The 22,111-nt window shown below is 44.6% G+C and carries 19 protein-coding genes; 11 read left to right on the top strand and 8 right to left on the bottom strand.

The genetic code is table 11. The annotated features are described in order from the left end of the window. Positions 1–50: 50 nt before the first annotated feature. Positions 51–317: a hypothetical protein gene (locus BJR36_RS05870; RefSeq protein WP_091231475.1), complete on the bottom strand. Its 267-nt coding sequence runs from the start codon at positions 315–317 to the stop codon at positions 51–53. 397 nt (positions 318–714) lie between these two features. Between BJR36_RS05870 and BJR36_RS05865 the strand changes: the two genes are divergently transcribed. The 5 genes from BJR36_RS05865 (at position 715) to dnaB (ending at position 8,482) form a co-directional block, all read left to right on the top strand. Next, positions 715–1,476, top strand: coding sequence for a GTP pyrophosphokinase (locus BJR36_RS05865; RefSeq protein WP_091231472.1), 762 nt, complete (start codon positions 715–717; stop codon positions 1,474–1,476). Between the two features lie 222 nt (positions 1,477–1,698). Next, positions 1,699–3,432 (top strand): hypothetical protein, encoded by a 1,734-nt coding sequence (locus BJR36_RS05860; RefSeq protein WP_091231470.1) that lies wholly within the window; start codon positions 1,699–1,701, stop codon positions 3,430–3,432. Between the two features lie 302 nt (positions 3,433–3,734). Next, positions 3,735–5,780: a DHH family phosphoesterase gene (locus BJR36_RS05855; RefSeq protein ID WP_091231468.1), complete on the top strand. Its 2,046-nt coding sequence runs from the start codon at positions 3,735–3,737 to the stop codon at positions 5,778–5,780. Next, positions 5,781–6,233, top strand: coding sequence for a 50S ribosomal protein L9 (rplI, locus tag BJR36_RS05850; RefSeq protein WP_091231465.1), 453 nt, complete (start codon positions 5,781–5,783; stop codon positions 6,231–6,233). 917 nt (positions 6,234–7,150) lie between these two features. Beyond that, positions 7,151–8,482: a replicative DNA helicase gene (dnaB, locus tag BJR36_RS05845; protein ID WP_091231463.1), complete on the top strand. Its 1,332-nt coding sequence runs from the start codon at positions 7,151–7,153 to the stop codon at positions 8,480–8,482. A gap of 48 nt (positions 8,483–8,530) precedes the next feature. Here the strand turns inward: dnaB and BJR36_RS05840 are convergent, their stop codons facing one another. The 6 genes from BJR36_RS05840 to BJR36_RS05815 form a co-directional block, all read right to left on the bottom strand. Next, positions 8,531–8,701: a DUF362 domain-containing protein gene (locus BJR36_RS05840; protein WP_091231461.1), complete on the bottom strand. Its 171-nt coding sequence runs from the start codon at positions 8,699–8,701 to the stop codon at positions 8,531–8,533. A 206-nt stretch (positions 8,702–8,907) separates the two neighbouring features. After that, positions 8,908–9,693, bottom strand: a complete 786-nt coding sequence (gene pflA, locus BJR36_RS05835; protein WP_091231717.1) for a pyruvate formate-lyase-activating protein — start codon at positions 9,691–9,693, stop codon at positions 8,908–8,910. 158 nt (positions 9,694–9,851) lie between these two features. After that, positions 9,852–10,097 carry an autonomous glycyl radical cofactor GrcA3 gene (gene grcA3 / locus BJR36_RS05830; RefSeq protein WP_091231459.1) on the bottom strand — a complete coding sequence of 82 codons (246 nt, stop codon included), beginning with the start codon at positions 10,095–10,097 and terminating at the stop codon, positions 9,852–9,854. 99 nt (positions 10,098–10,196) lie between these two features. Beyond that, a complete protein-coding gene (locus tag BJR36_RS05825) occupies positions 10,197–10,400 on the bottom strand; it encodes a hypothetical protein (RefSeq protein WP_207648824.1) in 204 nt (67 codons plus the stop codon). Positions 10,401–10,466: 66 nt separating this feature from the next. Continuing rightward, the gene (gene pflB / locus BJR36_RS05820; protein WP_091231453.1) at positions 10,467–12,509 is read right to left on the bottom strand and encodes a formate C-acetyltransferase; all 2,043 of its coding nucleotides are present in this window, start codon (positions 12,507–12,509) and stop codon (positions 10,467–10,469) included. A 234-nt stretch (positions 12,510–12,743) separates the two neighbouring features. Further along, complete coding sequence (locus tag BJR36_RS05815) at positions 12,744–13,529, bottom strand: adaptor protein MecA (RefSeq protein ID WP_091231450.1); 786 nt, start codon at positions 13,527–13,529, stop codon at positions 12,744–12,746. Between the two features lie 611 nt (positions 13,530–14,140). On the opposite strand from BJR36_RS05815, the gene BJR36_RS05810 reads away from it, so the two are divergent. The 5 genes from BJR36_RS05810 (at position 14,141) to BJR36_RS05790 (ending at position 19,666) form a co-directional block, all read left to right on the top strand. Then, a complete protein-coding gene (locus tag BJR36_RS05810) occupies positions 14,141–15,517 on the top strand; it encodes a serine/threonine protein kinase (RefSeq protein ID WP_169823603.1) in 1,377 nt (458 codons plus the stop codon). Continuing rightward, on the top strand, positions 15,454–16,104 hold the full coding sequence (locus tag BJR36_RS05805) for a hypothetical protein (protein WP_139133516.1): 651 nt from the start codon (positions 15,454–15,456) through the stop codon (positions 16,102–16,104). The genes BJR36_RS05810 and BJR36_RS05805 overlap by 64 nt, the downstream gene beginning before the upstream one ends. 9 nt (positions 16,105–16,113) lie before the next feature. After that, on the top strand, positions 16,114–17,082 hold the full coding sequence (locus BJR36_RS05800) for a hypothetical protein (protein ID WP_091231441.1): 969 nt from the start codon (positions 16,114–16,116) through the stop codon (positions 17,080–17,082). A gap of 144 nt (positions 17,083–17,226) precedes the next feature. Then, positions 17,227–17,430 carry a hypothetical protein gene (locus BJR36_RS05795; protein ID WP_139133515.1) on the top strand — a complete coding sequence of 68 codons (204 nt, stop codon included), beginning with the start codon at positions 17,227–17,229 and terminating at the stop codon, positions 17,428–17,430. A 541-nt stretch (positions 17,431–17,971) separates the two neighbouring features. Beyond that, positions 17,972–19,666: a glycosyl hydrolase family 18 protein gene (locus tag BJR36_RS05790; RefSeq protein WP_091231433.1), complete on the top strand. Its 1,695-nt coding sequence runs from the start codon at positions 17,972–17,974 to the stop codon at positions 19,664–19,666. Between the two features lie 50 nt (positions 19,667–19,716). Here the strand turns inward: BJR36_RS05790 and BJR36_RS05785 are convergent, their stop codons facing one another. After that, a complete protein-coding gene (locus BJR36_RS05785; RefSeq protein WP_091231430.1) occupies positions 19,717–20,646 on the bottom strand; it encodes a helix-turn-helix domain-containing protein in 930 nt (309 codons plus the stop codon). A 366-nt stretch (positions 20,647–21,012) separates the two neighbouring features. Between BJR36_RS05785 and BJR36_RS05780 the strand changes: the two genes are divergently transcribed. Then, a complete protein-coding gene (locus BJR36_RS05780; protein WP_242875473.1) occupies positions 21,013–22,110 on the top strand; it encodes a phosphotransferase enzyme family protein in 1,098 nt (365 codons plus the stop codon). The last annotated feature ends 1 nt before the right edge of the window (position 22,111 follow it).

Below are 22,111 nucleotides of genomic sequence, written 5' to 3'. Positions count from 1 at the left end.
GTCAAAAAGGCAGCACACTGTGAATGAAACTCACGGTGCGCTGCCTTTTTTTAGTCTTCTTCAATTACATGAATCTCAAGATAGTCGAAATCAATCGAGTCGATGAAGCTGTCCTTCGTGAACCGCGTCTTGTCATGTCTTTTGAAATCTGCAACTGTCGAGTCAAGCCAGATCGGCTTGCTCAGGTCGAAAGTATAGCAGATCTCATCAAGCGCATGGAATACCTTGCTGGTCCTGGAAGCATCTTCTTTATTGCATACAACCATATCTTTTATAAGCCTGTTGTCTTTTATTATTTTTCCCCATAATCTGAACATGAAAAACTCCTGTCTGAAAAGTGTACATGAAAGGTTTGACTGATGGAAACTGATCAGGCAATGAAGTGCACAGTCCTGAACAATTAAGATTTACGTTAATGATTATAGCAGTCCGAAAAAAAATTGTCCATATCAAACGTGCAGCGTGTTACTGGTCACAGAGTGAACAGCAGCTCATGTGAAAACTTATGTGAAAAGTTTATAAAAAAAGTCTTAACTTTAAGACATAAGTATACAAATATGTTATAATACCGTTGTTGCGGTTAGTGGGAACCGCATTTTTATCTCAAAGGAAATTCGTCCAACGAGATAAAACTGCTCCTTATGGGAGTTGAAGCAGCGAATTTATTTTGTTCTTAAGGGGAATATTTAAGGGTTAAGAAAGACGGGGAAAGAAATGAAATTACCAGTGAAATTATATGAAGACGTAGACAGCTGGAAAACAGTGAATTTTTTGTATTCTTCCGCTTTAAAGGAAGTGAATACGAAGCTCGAAATACTGAATGACGAGTTCCAGCATGTGCATCAGTACAATCCGATCGAGCATATAAAGTCCAGGCTCAAGACGCCTGAAAGCATAGTGAAGAAATTAAGGAAAAGCGGATATGAAATATCCATAGAGAATATGGTCACCCATGTAAACGACATAGCAGGAATAAGGGTAATATGTTCGTTTGTTTCCGACATATATACGATTGCCGACATGATAGGAAAACAGAACGACATAAAGGTATTGTCCGTGAAAGACTATATCCAGAATCCGAAAGGAAACGGATACAGGAGCTTTCATATGCTCGTATCGATTCCGATTTTTCTTTCTGACAGCATGGTAGATACCAAGGTTGAGATTCAGATCAGGACAATAGCCATGGATTTCTGGGCAAGCCTTGAACATAAGATCTACTATAAGTTTGAGGGAAAAGCCCCTGAGTATATCAGGACGGATCTGAAAGAATGCTCGAAAATCGTTTCCATGCTTGATGCCAAGATGCTTTCCCTGAACGAAGCCATCAAAAAGCTTCCGGTGGACGGTGCAGAGAACGGATTTGAGCAGAAGAGCGCCGCGGCTGTAAACAGCTATAAAGCGGCGGGAGATACTTATGAAGAGCCTGCGGATGGATGCAGGGAAGATGTAGAAAGCTATATGGGATTTGAATAAGATCCCGAAATAAATAAGAAAACAGGAAATGAATCGGGCCTCGGCAAAAGTATTTGCCGGGGCCCTTTTGGAAGAGGAAAATGATTCGGAGCCATTGTTTCCGAAAGCATTGTAAAAACACTTTAAAAATGGTAATATAAAAAGACATATTGCGGAAATTAAGGCCATTGATATCAGATCTGGAGAGAAGGGCCTCGAAAATATAGGAAGGAGGAGTTTGTTTTGGCAAATTTTGTCGAAAAAATAAGACAGATGACGGATAATGCCGATGGCGGAGTGCCGAGAAATAACGGCATTTCAAAACGAAACCTTGTTGAAGCGATCAACCAGTGTTCACGTGAAATCAGAAAGCATAATGCCAGCCATCCGGATTACAGATATCTGGTGGAATTGAAAAAGCAGACAAAGGATCTGGAAACAAAACTGGATCTGATGATGGGGATTATCAGAACGGCGGAGACAAAAAGGTCTCTTGAAAGCAGGACCTACAATGCCAAATATCAGAATCAGCAGGATGATATCAGCGATCTAAAAAAAGAAATAGATGAACTGAAGAATATGCTTGTCGATTATACACAAAGAGAAAAAGAAGACAGTACAAAAGAACTTTTTTCCAGGCTCGAAGAGCAGGATGAAGAAAATTCAAAATTCATGAAGGAAATAGAAGAGCTTAAAAGTGTGCTATATGATTATATAAAGAGGGAATCGGCAAATATTGAAAGGGCAGTGTATGCTGGAATAGGACAGGAAGGCGGAATAACAGGAATGAATGATGAAAAATATGAAGAACTGATCAGCAGGATTGAAGAGAAGAATCCAGACTCCGATTTTATTAAAACAAGGCTCGAAGAAATCTATGCAAAGCTGGAAGAAAAGGGAGAAGACACCAGCCAGTTTATTATACGCCTTGAAGACATTGTTGGAAAACTGGAAGATAAAAGTACGGATACGGATCTTTTTTCAGCAAGGCTTGAAGAAATCTTAAGAAGGATGGAAGACAAGGACAGCGATGCCGTCTTTTTTTCAGCAAAACTGGAAGATATTCTTGCAAAGCTTGATGACAAAGGAATGGACAATGACCTGTTTTCTGCAAAATTAGAAGAGATCCTTGCAAAGGTCGAAGACAGGGGAATGGACAACGACCTGTTCTCGGCAAAACTGGAAGCCATCCTTGCTAAAATCGAGGAAATCAGGGAAGCTTCGGTTTCTCCTGCCATGGGAATCCAGGAAGCAGAAGAAGCAGAAGAAGAAACAGAAGTAGCTGGAGAAGCGGAAGAAACAGAAGAAACAGCCGCAGAAGAAAGCGGAAAAATCGAAGAGCTTCTTTCGAAAATGGACGAAAATGCGGGAGACAATGCCCTTTCCCTTGCGAAGCTTGAAGAAATTCTTATGAAAATGGGAGACAATGCGGGAGATAATGCCCTTTCCCTTGCCAAACTGGAAGAGATTATCTCGCGTGTCGAAGAGCGCGGTGGAGACCATTCAGTTTTCCTTGCAAAACTCGAAGATGTCCTTTCCAAGGTGGATGAAAAAGGTGGAGACAGCGCAGCATTTCTGGCAAAACTGGATACGATCCTTTCAAACCTTGAAGAGCGCGGTGGAGACAGTGCCCTTTTCCTTGCAAGATTTGATGAACTCCTTGCGAAAATCGAACAGAACTCCGGGGATAACGAACGTATTCTTGCAAGATTCGATCAGCTTATGGAAAAACTGGAAGACCAGGGAGGCGAAACCACAATGTTCGTCAACAAAGTGGAAGAGCTGAAGAGCGTATTATCCGATAATATCCATAAAGAATTCATGAAATCCTACAACAATATCGAACAGATGATAGACGAGCAGAATACCATACAGGAAAAAGGAATCAAATCGATAAAGACCATGATCAGGATAGCATTATGGCTCCTCGGCCTTATCGTAGTCCTCAATGTAACCAGCATACTCGGACTTTTCTAGTCGAACGGAAATTTGCCGCGAACGGCCGGAAGACTATACGGACGTGTCACATAATAGCCTTTACGGCTATCGTGGGGCACGTTTTTCAGGTCATGGGAGACTGCATTATGTCGAGCGTACATCTGCTTTGACTATAGTTTGCATAAATGCTATAATATAGACTGATATTTTGCAATTTGTGTGCATCATCTATAACCAGGAAGGACGTAGTCCAGAAGCGTTATTTTGCGTAAATATCAAAGTGGACAAAAGGCTTCCAGGCAACAAACTTAAAAATTGAGATATCCGATAGGAGTTAAGCCATGAACAGGAATATTAAGCTAAAGGGCCAGTTAAAAACATACATGCAGTGGCCGATCATGTTAACGGGACTGCTTGTGATAATGAACGCAGGGATTTACATCGCTGATGTGAAGGCGGGCATGATCATGTCGGTATTCACGATTATCTATGCGCTGATTGCGCTCATGCTTTATATCTATGACAGGCCCCTCCTGCTGACTGAACTGATTTCATTTGCGACCCAGTATGGGCAGGTGCAGAAAAAGCTTCTGAATGAGCTGGCGATTCCGTATGCCCTAATGGATCAGACAGGAAAACTGATCTGGATGAACAAAGAGTTCTGTGCGGTCGTGAACAAGGAAAAGAACTGCAACAAGACGATAACGGCCATCTTTCCAGAAATTACAAAAAGCAGCATTCCGGCCGACAAGGACGAGTGCAGTGTCCTGATACAGTACAATGCAAGGGATTACAGAGCTGATCTTAAGAAGATCCCCATGGAAAACATGACAGGAGCAAACTCCATAATCGATATTGCCGAAGAGGAAAACTATCTGGTTGCAATCTATCTGTTCGACAATACGGAAATCAACAGGTATATCCGGGAAAACAGGGAAGAGAAGCTTATGGCAGGCCTCTTCTACATAGACAATTATGATGAAGCCTTGGAGAGCGTCGAGGAAGTAAGGCGCTCGCTTCTAATTGCGCTTGTGGACAGAAAAATCAATAAGTTCACCACCAATATGGAAGGCATCGTAAAAAAGATCGAAAAAGACAAATATTTCATTATTCTGAAGCAGAAGTATCTAAGCCAGCTCCAGACCAGCAAGTTTGCGATTCTTGATGAAGTGAAGACAGTCAACATTGGAAATGAAATGGCCATAACCCTGAGTATAGGACTCGGAACAAACGGTGCCACCTATGGGCAGAATTATGACTATGCAAGGACTGCAATAGACCTGGCACTTGCAAGGGGTGGCGATCAGGCCATCATTAAGGATGCCGAAAAATTATACTATTACGGCGGCAAAGGCAAGCAGGTCGAAAAGAATACAAGAGTCAAGGCAAGGGTAAAAGCCCATGCACTGAGGGAGCTCATGGAAAGCAAGGACAAGGTCGTCGTCATGGGCCACAAGATAGGCGACGTCGATTCTTTCGGTGCGTCCATCGGCATCTACAGGGCTGCAAAGACACTCAACAAGAGAGCATATATCGTCATAAACGATATTACCTCATCGGTACGCTCCATGATGGAGGGATTTGAGAATAAAGAGGAATATGAGTCTGACATGTTCATAAACAGCGACGAGGCCAAGGAGATTGTGGATGCAAATACCGTGGTTGTCGTTGTGGATGTAAACAGGCCAAGCTTTACGGAGTGCAGGGATCTTTTAAACATGACAAAAACCATCGTCGTGCTGGATCACCACAGGCACAGTGGAGAAACCATAGAGAATGCAGTATTGTCATATATTGAGACCTATGCCTCTTCCACCTGTGAAATGGTTGCAGAGATACTTCAGTATTTCGACGACGGCCTGAAAATCAGGGGCATGGAGGCAGACAGGATTTATGCCGGCATCATGATCGATACGAACAACTTCATGAGCAAGACAGGCGTAAGGACGTTCGAGGCGGCAGCATACCTGAGACGGTGCGGTGCAGACGTTACAAGGGTCCGCAAGATGTTCAGAAACGACATGGAATCCTATAAGGCGAGAGCCGAAGCGGTAAGGCAGGCGGAAGTATACAGGAACGATTTCGCAATCTCCGTATGCCCGGCATGGGATATTGAAAGCCCTACGGTAGTAGGCGCCCAGGCGGCCAACGAGCTGCTGAACATCATAGGAATCAAGGCATCAGTCGTACTGACAGCCTATAACCAGAAAATTTATATCAGCGCACGCTCGATTGACGAAATCAACGTACAGCTCATCATGGAAAGAATCGGGGGAGGCGGCCATATGACCGTTGCCGGTGCCCAGCTTGAGAACTGCACGATTGAGGAAGCAAAAGTGATAGTCAAGGTGACGATAGATAAGATGATAGAAGAAGGAGACTTATAAATGCAGGTAATATTATTAGAAGACGTAAAAACATTAGGAAAAAAGGGACAGATCGTAAATGTAAACGACGGGTATGCAAGGAACTACATTCTGCCTAAGAAATTAGGCATGGAGGCTACCAATAAGAACATCAACGACCTGAAGCTTCAGAAGGCAAACGAAGAAAAGATCGCACAGGAAATCCTTGATGAGGCAAGGGCTTTTGCAGCAGACCTCGCAACAAAAGAAGTGAAGCTCCAGATCAAGGCAGGAGAGAGCGGAAAAGCATTCGGCTCAATCTCAACAAAGGAAATCGCAAAAGCAGCGGCGGACCAGCTAGGCATTGAAATAGACAAGAAGAAGATGGTTCTTCCAGATCCGATCAAGACACAGGGAGAATTTGAGATTCCGGTTAAGGTGCATCCGAAAGTGACTGCAAAGCTCAAGGTAACGGTAACAGTTACCGGAGCTTAGTCCTGACGGGATTCGTCGATTTGCATGGTTTTTGAGAAACAGGACGTGATGCAAAACATGTTCATTCGCAGCGCGCTCTCGCTTAGATGAAGACGTAGCGGTACGTAAGGCCGCAAAGTATGCGTCCTAAGTACCGACGTCTTCATAAAGCTGCTCATTGAGACATGTTTTGCATCACTGTGTGTTGGCTGGCGCCTGGAGATCAGGACGCGATGCAAAACATGTTCATTCGCAGTGCGCTCTCGCTTAGATGAAGACGTAGCGGTACGTAAGGCCGCAAAGTACGCGTCCTAAGTACCGACGTCTTCATAAAGCTGCTCATTGAATCATGTTTTGCATCACTGCGTGTTGGCTGGCGCCTGGAGATCAGGACGCGATGCAAAACATGTTCATTCGCAGCGCGCTCTCGCTTAGATGAAGACGTAGCGGTACGTAAGGCCGCAAAGTACGCGTCCTAAGTACCGACGTCTTCATAAAGCTGCTCATTGAATCATGTTTTGCATCACTGCGTGTTGGCTGGCGCCTGGAGATCAGGACGTGATGCAAAACATGTTCATTCGCAGCGCGCTCTCGCGTAGATGAAGACGTAGCGGTACCTAAGGACGCAAAGTACGCGTCCTAAGTACCGACGTCTTCATAAAGCTGCTCATTGAGACATGTTTTACATCACTGCGTGCGGGCTGGCGCCTGGAGATGAGGACGTGCGGGCTGGCGCTTGGAGATGAGGACATGCTGCAGTTGGCGAATGGGCGAATTGACGAAGCTGAACGTTACAGGAGAGCTTTGACACTCTGATTAGGAAAAGCAATAAAAAGGTAATATAAAAGGCAATATAGAAAGCAACTCAGAAAGCAATATAGAAAGCAATATGGGAAACAATATGAAATGTAATAAGAAAAATACAGGAGGAATCCATCATGGATGAGGCACTCATAAAACGGGTACTGCCCCACAGCATAGAGGCTGAACAGTCCGTTGTCGGGTCGATGATTATGGACAGGGATGCGATTGTAGTGGCATCGGAAATAGTCACCGCAGAAGATTTTTACCAGCACCAGTATGGGATACTGTTTGAATCCATGGTAGAGCTAAACAATGAAGAGAAGCCGGTAGATCTGATCACTCTTCAGAACCGTCTGAAGGAAAAGGATGTTCCGCCGGAACTCAGCAGCATGGAATTTGTAAGGGATATCCTGACTGCGGTGCCCACATCGGCAAATGTGAAGTACTATGCCACTATTGTAAGTGAAAAGGCTATGCTGCGCAGGCTGATCAAGGCAAGCGAAGAAATAGCAAATACCTGCTATCTTGGAAAAGACAAGCTGGAAGACGTACTCGAAGATACAGAAAAGAAGATATTCGATCTTGTGCAGAAACGAAGCTCAAGCGATTATGTTCCGATCAAGGATGTCGTAATCAATGCCCTGGAGAAGATTGAGAAGGCGTCCAAGACAAAAGGGACGGTTACCGGAATCCCGACAGGATTTGCTGATCTTGATTACAAGACCTCCGGAATGCAGCCGTCAGACCTTGTACTGGTCGCGGCCAGACCTTCAATGGGTAAGACGGCATTCGTCCTGAATATAGCCCAGCACGTGGCTTTCAGGGCAAATACGACAACTGCCATATTCAGTCTGGAAATGTCAAAGGAACAGCTGGTAAACCGTCTGTTCTCCCTTGAATCAAAAGTGGATTCCCAGGCGATCAGGACAGGAAATCTGGCTGATTCGGATTGGGAAAAGCTGATAGAGGGCGCGGGAATCATAGGAAGGTCAAACCTGATCATTGATGATACGCCTGGTATCTCCATAGCGGAAATGCGTTCAAAGTGCCGTAAATACAAACTGGAACACAATCTTGGAATGATTATCATCGACTACCTGCAGCTGATGTCAGGAAGGGGTAAATCCTCTGATTCAAGGCAGCAGGAGATTTCGGATATTTCGAGATCCCTAAAAAGCCTTGCAAGGGAGCTGAGCGTGCCTGTCATCGCCCTTTCGCAGCTTAGCCGTGCTGTTGAGCAGCGTCCGGATCACAGGCCGATGCTTTCCGATTTGAGGGAATCCGGTGCAATCGAGCAGGATGCCGATGTTGTTATGTTCATCTACCGTGATGATTATTACAACAAGGATTCCGAAAATAAGAACATCGCAGAGATTATTATAGCCAAGCAGAGAAACGGCCCGATCGGAACCGTCAACCTTGTATGGCTTCCGAACTACACGAAGTTTGCAAATATGGAAAAATAACAGCATTAAAAAAAGCTTGCCGCGGCAAGCTTTTTTTATACAAAACTATTATTCAGCTGAAATAGAGTCTGTTGGGCAAACTGCTGCACAAGCTCCACAATCGATACAAGCGTCAGCATCGATTACGTACTGAGTATCGCCAGCGCTGATAGCGCTTACTGGACATTCACCTTCACAAGCTCCGCAACTAACACAACTGTCAGAAATTACATATGCCATGGATTCATCCTCCTTATTAAAATATAAAATAGTAAGTTGATAACCATTCCATCAGGTCCGGTCATAAAACCATTTTAATACAAACAATTGAATTATACAAGCATTATCTTTGTCCGAAAAGAAGTGCAATATCCTGAGAAATCCTTTATTTATCGGACTTTTCTGTGTCTCTGGAAGTCAGGGGGAAAACAGGTGCTGCTGACTGTCTATTCGCTCTTTTCACTATCAGCAAAATTCTCAGCCATTTCTTTCCTGCGCTTTCTGATTCCTGCAAGAATCATGGCCTTTGCCGTAAGCAGCTCGTTCTTATCCATATCCGGAACGTCTTTAAGCTGATAGTCCATACCCATGGCTTCATATTTGACCTTGCCCATGGAATGGTATGGGAGGACATCAAGCGCTTTTATGTTCTTGAGGCCGCCAATGAAATAGCCAAGGGCGTTCAGATACTTCCTGTTGTAGGTAAGAGTGGGGACGACAACATGTCTGATCCAGACAGGCTTGTTTTTCGCCTCCAGATACTTTGCAAAAGCCAGGATCTGTTCATTAGGCTGGCCAGTAAGCTTCATATGTTCTTCGTTGTCTATGTGCTTGATGTCGAGCATTATGAGATCGGTGGAATCCAGGAGCCGGTCCAGCTTTTTGATATATTCCGCATTTTTTTCGTTATATGTGATACCGGAAGTATCGATGCAGGTATGGATTCCTTCTTTTTTTGCTGCTTCGAAAAGCTCGATCAGAAAGTCTGTCTGCATGAGGGGCTCGCCGCCTGTAACCGTGATCCCGCCGGTCTTTGAATAGAATTCCCTGTTCTTGCGATAGCCGTCCAGAATTTCTTCCACAGTCATCTGTTTACCGATGTTCGTTGCCCAGGTGTCCGGATTGTGGCAGTACAGGCAGCGCATGGGGCATCCCTGTGTAAACACTACATAACGCACTCCGGGTCCGTCTACGGTTCCAAAACTCTCAATTGAATGAATGTATCCTTTCACAAGCTCCACGTCCTTTGTCTGTTAAATTGGCATATTTCTGCCGTAAAATATATCTGCTATACAGATTGTATATTAAAAAATACAATCTGTATAGCAGAAAAATGAAAATCATCGCAACTATTCAGGACTGCAAATGATCTATATTGAATTAGGTGTTTTTACATTGCGTCGTGGAAAGTACGTGAGATGACTTCATCCTGCTGTTCTTTTGTAAGCTTGACGAAGTTTACGGCATAGCCGGAAATACGTACTGTCAGCTGAGGATATTTTTCAGGATGTGCCTGTGCATCCAGCAGGGTTTCTCTTGTGAATACGTTTACGTTAAGGTGGTGTCCGCCTTTTTCAACATATCCGTCTAACATTGTTACAAGGTTATCTATCTGTGATTGACTTACATTTGCCATATTGATTCCTCCTGTTTCTGTGAATGCGGGCGGAACCAGGTTCCGCCGCAGTTATGGTTGTTCCGGGGTAGTGCTGGTTTTGCATAAAACCCGAGTCATCTATTTTTCAACGCCGTCCATAAGGTTCGGGATCCGGCAGGCCACATTTCCTGTTCCGCAGTCCCCGTTGGTCATGTTTTCTACTGTCTTCTCAATATTGATGCTGCCTTCTTCGTTTACTGTTACATTCATATGACCGACACCTTGTTTGACAGAAGAGTCGAGCATTGCAATGATGTCATCGATCATCATATCTTTATCCATCATAATCAGTCCTTATCTGGAACTCTCCAGGACCACGTTCCTGCAGCCCTGCACAGTTGCCTTATCTTAAAAATTATCGATATCTACTTCTATATCACCAACGAATACCTGATCTTCCTTGCCCAGGGCTCCAGGGATGATAGAGAAGGTATTCGAGATACCATCCTGCGCATCGCTGAACGGAAGCTTTGATACGGAAGACAGGGAAGCAATAGCTCCGTGGGAGTCACGTCCGTGCATCGGGTTAGCGCCAGGTGCGAGTGGAATTCCGGCAGGTCTTCCGTCAGGAGTAGCTCCTGTATTCTTTCCGTAAACTACATTTGAAGTAATCGTCAGGATTGACATGGTAGGCACACCGTTTCTGTATGTGTGGTGCTTTCTGATCATGTTCATGAAAGTTGTAACAAGATCAGATGCAATTGAGTCTACGCGGTCGTCATCGTTTCCGTATTTCGGGAAGTCGCCTTCAACGATATAGTCTGTAACGATGCCGTTGTCATCACGGACAGTTTTTACTTTTGCATATTTGATGGCGCTTAATGAATCTGCGACTACGGATAATCCTGCGATACCTGTTGCAAAGTAGCGTTTTACTTCTTTGTCGTGTAAAGCCATCTGTATTTTTTCATAAGAGTATTTGTCATGCATATAGTGGATTACATTCAGCGTGTTCACGTATAATCCAGCCAACCATTCCATCATGTCTTTGTATTTTTCCATTACATCATCGTAGTCCAGGTATTCAGAAGTGATAGGACGGTATTTTGGTCCGACCTGTACTTTCTGGATTTCGTCTACACCGCCGTTGATTGCGTATAAAAGGCATTTTGCAAGGTTTGCACGTGCGCCGAAGAACTGCATTTCTTTGCCGACTACCATTGAGGATACGCAGCATGCGATTGCATAGTCGTCGCCGTGGGAAACTCTCATAAGGTCATCGTTTTCATACTGGATGGAAGATGTTTTGATTGACATCTTAGCGCAGTATGCTTTGAAGTTCTGAGGAAGCTTTGTTGACCAGAGAACTGTCATGTTTGGTTCCGGAGCAGTTCCTAAGTTGTCAAGGGTATGCAGATATCTGAATGAAGTCTTAGTTACCAATGGACGTCCGTCGATGCCTACACCGCCGATTGATTCGGTTACCCAGGTAGGATCGCCTGAGAACAGCTGATTGTATTCAGGCGTACGGGCGAATTTTACAAGCCTTAATTTCATGATGAAATGATCGATGAATTCCTGAATCTGTTCTTCTGTAAAGGTTCCTGCCGCCAGATCTTTTTCTGCGTAGATATCAAGGAATGTTGAAGTACGTCCTAATGACATCGCAGCACCGTTCTGGTCTTTTACGGAAGCCAGGTATCCGAAGTATACGGCCTGAATCGCTTCCTGAACGTTCGTTGCAGGTTTTGAAATATCGCAGCCATAGATTGCAGCCAATTTCTTCAACTCGCCTAACGCACGGATCTGTTCTGATAATTCTTCGCGGTCGCGGATCACGTCAGCCGTCATGGTGTAAGGAGTGGAATCCTTCTGTACCTTCTTGTCTTCGATCAGGAAATCGATTCCGTACAGAGCAACACGTCTGTAATCGCCGATGATACGTCCACGTCCATACGCATCAGGAAGACCTGTGATGATGTGGTAGGATCTAGCTCTTCTCATGTCTTCATTGTATGCATCGAAGACGCCGGCATTATGTGTCTTTCTGTGTGCGGTGAAGAACGCTTCAACTTCAGGATCAAGAGTGTATCCGTTGTCTGCACAGGCTTTCTTCGCCATACGGATTCCGCCGTAAGGCTGCATGGAACGTTTGAAAGGTTTGTCAGTCTGGAAACCAACGATTGTTTCTTTTTCTTTATCAAGATAGCCTGCTGCGTGAGAAGTGATCGTTGATACGACTTTCGTGTCCATATCAAGTACGCCGCCTGCTTCGTTTTCTTTAGCTGTAAGGTCCATGACCTGTGCCCATAAATCGTTTGTATTCTGAGTAGGTCCTGCTAAGAAAGAGTCATCTCCTTCATATGGAGTAAAGTTCTTCTGGATGAAGTCCCTTACGTTTACTTCTTTTTCCCATTGTCCGCCTACAAAGCCATTCCATTCTGATCTCATATACAAATACCTCCTGTATAAATGAATGTGCATGCCTTTACTTTTGTAAAGGTTGCGTTTACATAAGTTTCTTTAATTCATATCATGATTATAATAGAAATACTGTATACACGTCAAGTGGCTTAGTGTATTTTTTTGAATACAGTATACAGAATACTGAATTTTGAAAGTAGTTTCTTATGAAAAAAAGACCGTGGAACGTTGCCATTCCACGGTCTTCGGTTCAAAAATCAATTAAATCTGTGAAAGCACCTGAAGGGCTTTGGACCTGATTATCAATTCCTGATGTTCTTCATAATACGCTGCCGCTGCGGAGGTATATTTCTGGTTAACGCCATACTCGGAAAGAATGTTGCAGATCTTGTTGAATTCCTCAGGAGTATGATCCGTCTTGCTGATGATCAGCGCATATCTTCCTGTGGAAGCATCCTTGTACAGGGAATTTTCACCTGTATAATAGCTTCCGAGAACGGAGGCTACTCTTGAGATGGAGTCCAGATTCAGGAATGTATAGAGCTTGGTCAGGTTCATGCCGGCAGCGTGTGCCGCAATCGGATCCCCTTTTTTGACCGGAGCCTCTGCATTCTGTTTTGCAGATTCCTGATGTTCCTTCTTCTTCGCTTCAGCCTTCAGCTTCTCGTCATAGATTCGTTTGAACAGCCCCAGTACTTCATCAGCACCTTCCGGTTTTGAAGCCGGTCCGTCTGTGTCAATCTCATCCGATTCGTTAAGTGTCGGACTGAATTTTGCAAATCTTGTGTCGAGCTCTTCTGGATCCACTACTTTCGTAATGACTAAAATGATGCAATCCGCTGATAGAGGAATTGCTTCTATCATCAATGGGATATCTTCAGCTTCAAAACCAAATTCATAAGCTGCCTGCTGCATCATATCACGGAAAAGAGACTTTGCTTTTTCTGTTCCATAGGCTAACTCGCTGATCTTGATCTGGCGGTCAGCCAGATCGGATTTGGTTAAAGTGCAGCGTATCTGATTCTCATTAATTTTTTCGATTTTCATAAAATCACATCCTAACTAGGGGTAAAAATTGGTTTTGTTTATTGATAAGTTAAGTATAAACAAAAATGGTAAATAAGTAAAGCGGTTCGTAGCTGTTCGCTCTGTGAACGGTAGTTATCTGTTACTGTTCACACTTCATCTGGCGCAAGGTGTTTTTTGTGAGTGTAGCGAAGCGAAAGTCACATAAAACCCGGGTATTGCAGCGCGAAATGGTGCATTTCAACCATTTCTGTGCATCGCGAAGCGTGTTACTGGTCACGGAGTGAACAGTAACAGTTATCTATAAGTATAGAAAGTATAAACAATTCCTTAATTGAAGTCAAGAGTCAGGGTATTTAGTTTTTATTAAATTTTCATGACCTGAAAGTCCGTGGGGTGCATGAAAAGGAGGTAAGTCCATTCTGTGGATGGGTTTCAGGAATGGACGGAAGGAACAAAATGGAACAAAAAAACACAATTGTAAAAATAATAAAAAATATCTTGAAAAGTAAAAGGAAATTGTTTATAATATAGAACCAAGAGATGACAATTGTTCTGACAAATCAATATCGTACAAAAAGGAGGAGGTATTTTTAGAAGAAAAAGACCGGCGGCTTTTTGGCAGATATGAAGTGAAGGGGATCATCGGATCCGGTTACAGCGGAACCGTATATCTTGCAGAACATATCCGATTAAACTCGCTTAGGGCAATAAAGAAAATCAGCAAGACACACATCATGTATCAACAGTTTCTAAAGGAAGCAAAGCTTCTGAAAAATCTGAAACACCCCGGAATACCAATTATTTATGATATGGAAGAAGACGAAGAGAGCTTATATATCATTGAAGAGTATGTGGAGGGTGAATCTTTACAGGCAATTCTGCTTGGACAAAAAACCATTTCAAAAAGAAAAATAGTCAATTATGGAATCCAAATCTGCAGTATTATTGAATATCTGCATACGACAAGGCCCTACCCTGTCCTTTACCTGGACCTCAAACCCCAGCATGTGTTGATCTGCGGGAATACCGTAAAACTGATTGATTTCGGCACAGCCATATCGCTCGAAGAGAGCGGGCAGGCGGAATTTTCAATGGGAACCCCGGGATACGCGGCTCCGGAACAGTATGAGGCCGATGGCGTCAACGAAAAAGCTGATATCTATGCAATCGGGGCTGTGCTCATGCATATGGCAGGAGCAGAGGCCGGCGGGGAACAGGATGACAGGGCTTCTGCAACGGGAAAAGCAGGCTCTTTTTCGGTACAGCTGAAGAAAATCATCAGGAAGGCAATGGAAACAGAGCCGGAAAACCGCTATTCCAGTGTGGCGGAGCTAAAAAAGAGCCTGTCGTCTGTCAGAACAGGAATGGATTTGGAGGAACAAAACTCATCTCTTATAATCGCTGTCACGGGGAGCCAGCCCCGGATAGGAACCACACATCTGGCAGTGTCGCTTGTGTCGTGCCTGAACCGGAATGGGAACAGGTGCATATATGAGGAACAGAACAGTTCTGGAATGCTCAGGGCGCTTCTCGAAAGGAATCCTTCCGTAAAAGAGCGGGGAGGAGTCTGCGAACTGGCGGATTTTACAGGCATTCCGGAGTATGGGGAAGCTGTCGTGTGCAGAAGCGGGGAATACCGGATGATCGTCAGGGACTTCGGAGCTTTTAGCGAAGACCGCGAGGAAGAAATAAACAGGTCAGACGTGATACTGGCGCTGCTTGGGACGAAAGAATGGGAACTCGCAGATGCGGAGCGGATGGCAGCCGGACTGGATGGTGAAAAGACCAGGTTCTTCTTTAGTTTTGGAAGCCGGGAGACGGTGAAGGATATTGCCGGAAGCCTGGGGCTCAGACGGGTCATCAGGATGCCGTTTTACCCGGATCCGTTCCAGAAGGACAGGGTTGCCGAACGGATGCTGACGGGACTGGCAGCAGAATTGGAGTGGATACCGGAAGGAAGGAGCAGGTTCCGGGGAGTGAAAAGAAGGGAGCGGACCGGAAAATAATGAGAAGAAGAACAGCCTGCCGGGAGAGCCCGGCTACGATCGGCGTGATGGGAGTGGACCACGGCGTCGGGGTGACCCATTTTTCGATCATGCTGGCCGGTTATGAAGGTGCCAAGCTCCGAAAAAAAGTGGCGCTTGTAGAGCTCAACCAGAGCGGACATTTCCGGGAAATCCAGAAGGCCTATGAAGGCCGGGAGGAAGAAGCCAGAAAGTTCAGAATACTGGATACCGTATACTACAGGGACAGCTCGCCGCAGGAACTGACGGAGATCCTGAACGAAGGGTTCGAGTGCATTATATTGGACCTTGGATGCGATTACAGAAAGAATGAAACTGAATTCCTGAGGAGTTCAAAAAAAATCATAGTTGGAAGCCTTTGTGAATGGAAAAAGGCCGGATATGTCGGGTTTTTTGAGGAGCATAAAGGAGAGGGAGACAGATGGGAATATCTTTCGATGCCTGCTCTTCCCGGTGAAATCCGGGACATGAAATCAGCCAGCGGAGTGCGCCTTCGCAGCATCCCGTTTGAGCCTGATCCCTTTGTGGTCAGGAGCGAGAATTTCGGATTTTTCCGTCAGCTGGTGTAGGAGGTGTGGATGTCATTCATTAGATTAAGAAGAAAGAACGCGGCCATTGCCTGTGCTGCAGGAGCCTGCATAGCGGGCATCCCCCTGGCCGCAACTGCCGCCTACATGGGCGTCAGCCTGGGCGGCTGCAGAACCGAGCTGGCCCAGGTGAAAGCGGAAGCCGAGACGGCGGAAAGGGCACAGGGCTACATCCTGAAGCACGATCTGCAGGAGAGCCATGTCATTATGGAAGAAGACCTTGTGCGTATCTCCATAGTGGGAGAAGAAGGCAGCATCTATGAAGCGCTTTCGGAAGATCAGGTAATCGGAAAAAGATGCAGCCTCAGCATGAAGAAGGGCGCGGTCATAAGCAGTGCAGTCCTGTATGAGGGAGAAGAGATCCTTCCGGATCTGAGGCTGCAGGATTTCACCCATATAAGCCTGCCTGAGGGACTTGAGAAGGATGACTACGTGGACATCAGAATCGTTTTCCCGGATGGGGAGGATTATATCGTGGCGGGACATAAAAAGGTACTGGGCACCGTTGCAAAAGCGGCTGAAGCGGAAGGCTCAGGAGCGGAGGCGGGCTCGGGAACAGAGTCCGTAAGCCTCTGCGTATCAGAAGAGGAGATTCTCAGGCTGGCAAGTGCTTATGTCGACACGGTGCTTTATACGGATGCAGAATTGTATGCGATAAAATATGTCGAGGAATTCCAGAAGCCGGCAAAAACCAATTATCCTGTGAATCCGCAGGTGTTTGGCCTTATGGGCTGGGATCCGAACATGGGAGAAAAGATTTATTTTGAAGGAGAGGAGAAGAGGAGGGAGACCCTGAACGGCAACATAGCAGGATATCTGAACGGTTCTCTGGGCAGCGTTCTGCGGAGCGTAGAAAACCCGGAAACGGACGTCAGTCTGAATGGAAACGGAGCAGATGCCTCAGGGGAGTATGCCGTAAAAGAGGATAAGGGTCCTGAAGAAATAGAATTTTTTGAATAAGGTGCAGAGGGCCGACCGGAGCAGGAAATATATCACGAAAATATAGAATGAAAAGCAGTTACCTTCTTTGTCCGGCAAAAGGAAAAGCCTGCAGGCACGCAAAAATCTAAGGGGAGATAAATTCTGAAAATGGAAGAAGCAGCCATGGAAAAAATGTCAGATATGATGGATATGTTCAGACAATACGAGAACCGGGGCATCTATCTGAGTTTCGGGGAGGAGAAGTGGAGCTCTTATCAGGCGGCAGAGGCCTGCCTGCTCAGGGAAGACAATCCGTATATGATGGATTATGTAATGAATGAGAAGGGTGAACTGCTGCAGATCAGGTTCGACAGAATCAATATCTAGCAGAAATCGTAAAAGACACAAAAAAACCACAAAAAAGCAACAAGAATAAGCCAACGAAAAAGCCATAACACGGCCTGAGATCAAAAGCCATAATTTCAAGCCAAAGAGAAAAGACAAATCAAAGAACCAGATCAAAGAACCAGATCAAAGAACCAGATCAAAAAATCATAATAAGAAACACCAGCCATAAATTTTCAAAGCAGCGAAAGGGAAAGCCAGAAGGCCATTTTGTCCCCATAAACAAACGGTTATAGAAGCCCCTCTATGCAGAACCGAAGTTCTTGGAAGGACAGTGGAGTGGATGAATTGGATATTTAAGAGATAAGATTCATGTAATACAGTGGCCTGAAAGCTGAAAGGGAAGCGTTTATACGTGGGAGGGAAAGTTGCTGATGTTCACCTTGTGAGCAGTAACATGCTGTTACTGGTCACTGAGTGAACAGTAACAACATGCTGCAAAATCAGGAAATAATGTAGAGATTCGTAATGACGTTGCCCATAATCAATGCTATAATAGATACAGTTAGGGAGGTGCTCAAAAATGAGAAAAAAGGTAATTCCGATACTGGTCGCACTGGCATTGATTATTTTGGCAGCAACAGTGATGGTTGTGGGCAGTCTGATCAAAAAATATACGCCGACAAAAGACAGGGCGGATCTGAAGGAATATTTTTCACTGTCGGAAGAGGACGAGACCGCAGTTATAATAGGAAACGAACTTTTAGAGGCAAAAGGCCTGATAGTGGATAGAACGGTATACATTGATTATGAAACGGTAAAAACATATCTTAATTCCAGATTCTACTGGGACAGCAACGAAAATCTGCTGCTGTATACAACCCCTGATGATGTGATAAGAGCAGATCTTGGCAGCAAGGATTATTACATTACAAAAGAAAAAGTAAGCGAGAATTATGATATTTTCAAGATGGACGGAGAAAAGGCTTATGTAGCCATTGATTTTGTCCAGAAATATACGAACCTGGAATATGAATACCTTGCGGAACCGAACCGCGTGCAGATTACCCATGAATGGGGTGAGACTGCCTATGCAGAGGTAAAAAAAGATGGCAGCGTCCGTCTGAAGGGCGGGATTAAAAGCCCGATCCTGACAGAAGTCAAAAAAGGCAGCAGCGTATTCGTAATAGAAAAAGGTGAAAAATGGGCGAAGGTCCATACTGAAGACGGATATATCGGATATATAGAGAACAAAAAGCTGACAGGCGAAAAGACAAAGGAAACCAGCAGGGAATTTACAGAGCCTGTATACACCAGCATTTCAAAGGATTACAAGATCAATCTGGTGTGGCATCAGGTGACGAACCAGGCAGCCAATAATGCAATGCTCACCCTGCTTGCAGAGACAAAAGGCATAAATACCATTTCGCCCACATGGTTCTCGCTTTCGAATAATGAAGGGGATATATCGAATCTGGCAAACACCTCCTATGTAGAGCATGCCCATCAGATCGGTGTTGAAGTATGGGGACTGGTGGATAATTTCAAGGAAGGTGTAGATACCTACCAGGTTCTGAGCTATACTTCTAAACGGGAAAAATTGACCAACCAGCTGATTGCAGCAGCGATTGAATATAATCTGGATGGGATCAACGTGGATTTCGAGCAGCTGAGTACAGAGGCAGGAGAACCGTTTATCCAGTTCATCAGGGAACTTTCAATCAAGTGCAGGAAGAATGGAATCATCCTTTCCGTCGATAATTATGTTCCGGAAGCATATTCCAACCATTATAACAGAAGAGAGCAGGGCATTGTTGCCGACTACGTAATCATAATGGGATATGACGAACACTTCGCCGGATCGGAGGAAAGCGGATCCGTAGCGTCCCTTGGTTTCGTAAAAAGGGGAATCGAGAACACGCTGAAGGAAGTTCCGAAGGAGAAGGTCATCAATGCAGTTCCTTTCTATACAAGAGTATGGAAGGAAGTGACAGAAGGGGACAATGTCACCATAACAAGTGAAGCCCTCGGAATGGGAGAAGCACAGGCAAGACTCAGCAGCAATGGAGTGACGCCGGTGTGGGATGAGACGACAGGCCAGTACTATGGCGAGTACGCAAAGGACGGCGCCACCTACAAGGTATGGCTGGAAGAGGAAAAATCGATTGAAGAAAAGATGAAGCTGATAACGGAATACGAGCTCGCCGGAGTAGCATCATGGAAGCTTGGGCTTGAAAAGAGCAGTATCTGGGATACCATCATCAAATACGTAAATTAAAAAATGCACACATGCTGAAAGGCATGTGTGCATTTTTTCACCCGCAAATATCAGCAATAAAAAGACTGATAGCTGCTCTGGCATTTAGACTTTTCAGCCAGAACTTTGATGGACGACGAGTACTCGGAAGGCGTCATTTCGGTCACCTGCTTGAACTGCCTCGAGAAATAATGGATCGAGGTGTATCCCAGGTAGTCGGATATCTGGGTGAAATTCATGTGGTTGTCACGGATCAGCTGCTTTGCCATATCGATTTTCATTTTGCAGAAATAGTCGATCACACCGCAGTTGTGCTTGTAGCGGAAGAGCTTCTGGAGCTGGGAACGTCCGATTATGTTATCTTTGCAGATCTGCTCTATGGTCAGATGCTTCTGTATGTTGTTTTCAAGATAGTTTATGATACAGGAATAGAGCTGGTTTTCATTTTTCTTTTTGAGGGTCTTTGGAAGCGTGCTGTTCATCTCCTCAACGGTCGTATATCTTCTGTAAAGCTGAAGGAAGAACTGCTCCAGGAAAAGCTTGATCAGCTGTTCTGATCCGAAAGGAACATGGTCGGCATGCATCAGCTTTTCCAGGAAGGGGTCGTTGAGTTTGCTCTTATATGTTTTTTTTGCTTCGACGATAATCTGTGCCAGAAGGTAGCGTTCAGCCTCGGAAATAGAAAGCACCTTGTTTTCAAAAAAACGCATACATTCTGAATTACAGACAAAGGAAAGAACAACAATGTTTGGCGCAATCTGGCCATTGGCCTTCAGCGCATGAAATTCGTTAGGCTTGTGAAAAATGATGTCCCCTTTTTTTAAGGTGTATGACCTGTCATCGGCGACAACATGCACTTCACCCTTGTCTACGCACATTATTTCCCAAAAATCATGGCTTTCGCCAGAATAAGAAAAATCACTTGCATATTCAAAATAATGGATAGTCACGATCTGATTTATTACAAGCTCCTGTTTCAACGAGATGGATTCGTAAGACATAATAAATCTCCTTTATGATGTTTTCGTGCTGAATAGAATTTCCGTAATGATCGAAATTGAAACTCTGGGGGGAGTTATTATAGTTATCGGACCATAACGAAAAAAAAAGAACAAAAAAAGAAAAAATCGGACAAAATTCACGTACAGGGACACGCGGCAGTTGGTGGAACCGGCGTGTTGTACTTATATGATAACTTAAAAAGGCGATAAAATCAAAGAGAAAAACATGATTCTGCAAATATTCTAACTAATCAGACAAAGCTTAAAATTTAGGGGTACACTATAATAACAACTATGTGAGACAAAATCTTTTTGAAGTGACTGTTCAGAGCAGTTATCATGCTGAAAAGAACGGAGGATAATAACATGGAAAAACAGGAAGTGCTTTCTGCATATGGAATAGAAGACGGGATTATTTCAGACAGGCCTTATGGAACCGGCCATATCAATGATACTTTCGTCATAGAGTATATGCATGGGGAAGGAAGCAGAAAAAAAATACTTCTTCAGAAGATGAATCATAAAGTATTCAAAAGGCCTGAGGCAGTGATGGAAAATATACAGAACGTAACCGCATATATTCGTGAGCAGGCAATCAAAAGGGGAGGGGATCCAAGGAGGGAGACCCTCAACATCATTCTTACAGAAAATGGGAAACCTTACTGCCGGGATTTGACGGGAGGCTATTGGCGCGCATATGACTTCATAGAGGGTGCAACAGCCTATGACCGGGTTGAAGATCCGGAGTGTTTTTACCAGAGTGCAATCGTATTCGGCAATTTCCAGAGACTTCTGTCGGAATACCCGGTAGAGAATCTGAATGAGACCATTGCAGATTTCCATAACACTGCGAAAAGACTGGAGATGCTAAAGAAAGTGGTTGCGGAAGATCCGTGCGGCCGGGCATCCGGTGTACAGGAGGAAATCGATTTTGCCATCGAACGGGAAAAAGAGGCTCATGTGCTGACAGAAATGGCTGAAAGAGGCGAACTTCCTGTCAGGGTAACCCATAACGACACCAAGCTCAACAACGTCATGATAGATGATACGACAGGAAAAGGCCTCTGCGTGGTAGACCTCGATACAGTGATGCCGGGACTTTCTGTATATGATTTTGGAGATTCGATACGTTTTGGCGCCAGCACTGCAGCAGAGGACGAACAGGATCTGAGCAAAGTATCCTGCGATATGATCCTGTTTGAAATTTACACGAGAGGATATCTGGAAGGCTGTGCAGGAAAGCTTACAAAAAAGGAAATAGAGATGATGCCCATGGGTGCAAAGCTTATGACGTTTGAATGCGGAATCAGGTTTCTGATCGACTATCTGCAGGGAGACGTATACTTCAAGATCCACAGGGAAAATCACAATCTGGAGCGTTGCCGCACGCAGTTCAGGCTGGTTGCGGACATGGAAAACAAGTGGGAAATCATGAACAGAATAGTAAAAAAATATGCAAAATAGT

Origin of the sequence: Anaerobium acetethylicum (genome assembly GCF_900096945.1) — a bacterium.
GTDB classification, from domain to species: Bacteria; Bacillota; Clostridia; order Lachnospirales; family Lachnospiraceae; genus Anaerobium; species Anaerobium acetethylicum.
Note: the sequence above shows the minus strand (reverse complement) of the source record. Positions and strands in the feature narration are given on the sequence as shown.